We start from the raw sequence: 1,295 nt of genomic DNA on the forward strand, positions 1-1,295 counted from the left end.
TTCTTGGACCGGCTGGGTCATAAGACTCGGCAGCGGATGTGTCCTCTGTATGTTGCGGGACTGATCGGTCCTGGCGATCGCAAGAGCGTTCAGCCGATGGCGGAGCGCCTTGCCACGGGTAACTACGACCAGCTGCACCATTTCATTGCGGATGGTGTCTGGGACGCGACGCCGCTGGAGACGGAGCTGCTCAACCAGGCGGACCGACTTGTCGGCGGCAAGGATGCGGTTCTAGTTATTGATGACACCTCACTGCCGAAGAAGGGCGAACGCTCGGTTGGTGTTGCGGCTCAATATGCGTCGGCTCTCGGCAAAACGGCAAATTGCCAAACACTGGTGTCTTCGCTTGCGCGCGGCGAAGTGCCGGTGATGGTCGCGTTACGTCTATTTTTGCCTGACAGTTGGACAAGCGACGCGTCTCGTTTGAAGCGCGCTCGCGTGCCAGTCGAACAACGAACGTCACGGTCCAAGCCGGAAATTGCTTTGGCTGAGATTGACCGCGCGATGGCAGCCAACGTGCGCTTTGGATATGTGCTGGCGGATGCAGGATACGGACTTAGCACCGTTTCGACAAGGGCTAACAGAGCGTGGGCTGGCCTGGGCGGTCGGCATCCCTCGGCACCTGAAGGTGTATCCGGTCGATGTGAAGCTCATTTGGCCGATTACCAAAGTCCGAGGGAAACCACGAAAGCACCACGTGCCCGATATCTTATCGATTGCGGCAGAACAAATGCTGGCCAGCGCCAAATGGAAAGCCGTGAGTTGGCGCAGCGGGACGAAAGGTCGGCTCAAAGCCCGATTTGCTGCTCTCCGTGTCCGCACCGCCGACGGCCCTCCTCAGCGGATTTGGGATAAAGGTCAGCAGCATCTCCCGGGCGACGAAGCTTGGCTCATTGGCGAGCAACGGACGTCGGGGGAGAAGAAATACTATCTTGCCAATTCTCCCTGCGGCGACGGACCTGCGCACACTAGCCGCCACCATCAAGGCAAGATGGAACAGGGCATCAGCATTGAAGGAGGAGCTTGGACTTGATCACTTCGAGGGACGATCATGGCAAGGTCTTCATCGCCACGCCCTGATGACAATGATTGCCTACGCCTTCCTGCAACATCGTCGCCTCGCACACGCGGGGCGGAAAAAAAAGAATCAACGGACCTCCGCCTCAGCCAACCATGCCCGCCGTACGTCACGCCATCGTCGATCTCATCCTTCGGCCGCCGTCTCAACGGTGTCCATACTGCCGAAAACAAATCCTTGAAAAACACTGGCGCAAATGGATTCTGCCAAAGTAGTG

Annotated in this window: 1 pseudogene; it reads left to right on the forward strand. The window is 58.1% G+C overall.

What is annotated here, in order from left to right:
- Positions 1–1,259 (forward strand): annotated as a pseudogene (locus CVM73_RS38715) (IS701 family transposase); the annotation flags it as partial.
- Between the last annotated feature and the right edge of the window lie 36 nt (positions 1,260–1,295).

Origin of the sequence: Bradyrhizobium forestalis (genome assembly GCF_002795245.1) — a bacterium.
Lineage (GTDB): Bacteria > Pseudomonadota > Alphaproteobacteria > Rhizobiales > Xanthobacteraceae > Bradyrhizobium > Bradyrhizobium forestalis.